Genomic DNA, 337 nt, shown 5'->3' on the forward strand with positions numbered 1-337 from the left:
TACGCAGCGCGTCTAGCGCCGGGATGATGGTATCTATCTCTTCGCGTCCCATATGGCCGCCTTCTCCCGCATGCGGGTTCAGTCCGCAAACATATATCTGCGGCTGGGCGATGCCAAATTTGGTTTTCAGATCGTTGTCGAGAATGCGGATGACTTCAAACAGGCTTTGGCGAGTGATGGCACCAGGCACCGCCAGCAAAGGCAGGTGGGTGGTTGCCAGCGCCACGCGCAGCTCTTCGGTCGCCAACATCATCACCACGCGCTCGCAACCGCTGCGATCGGCAAAGAATTCGGTATGGCCGATGAAGGGCACTCCGGCGTCGTTGATCACGCCCTT

Annotated in this window: 1 protein-coding gene; it reads right to left on the reverse strand. The window is 58.8% G+C overall.

Annotation, left to right across the window (positions count from 1 at the left end; all coding sequences use genetic code 11):
- Positions 1-337, reverse strand: a 337-nt coding sequence (locus tag CVN76_RS00540; RefSeq protein ID WP_198512392.1) for a 4-hydroxythreonine-4-phosphate dehydrogenase PdxA, incomplete at both ends; no start/stop codon positions are given.

Source organism: Bacillus sp. mrc49 (assembly GCF_002803435.1).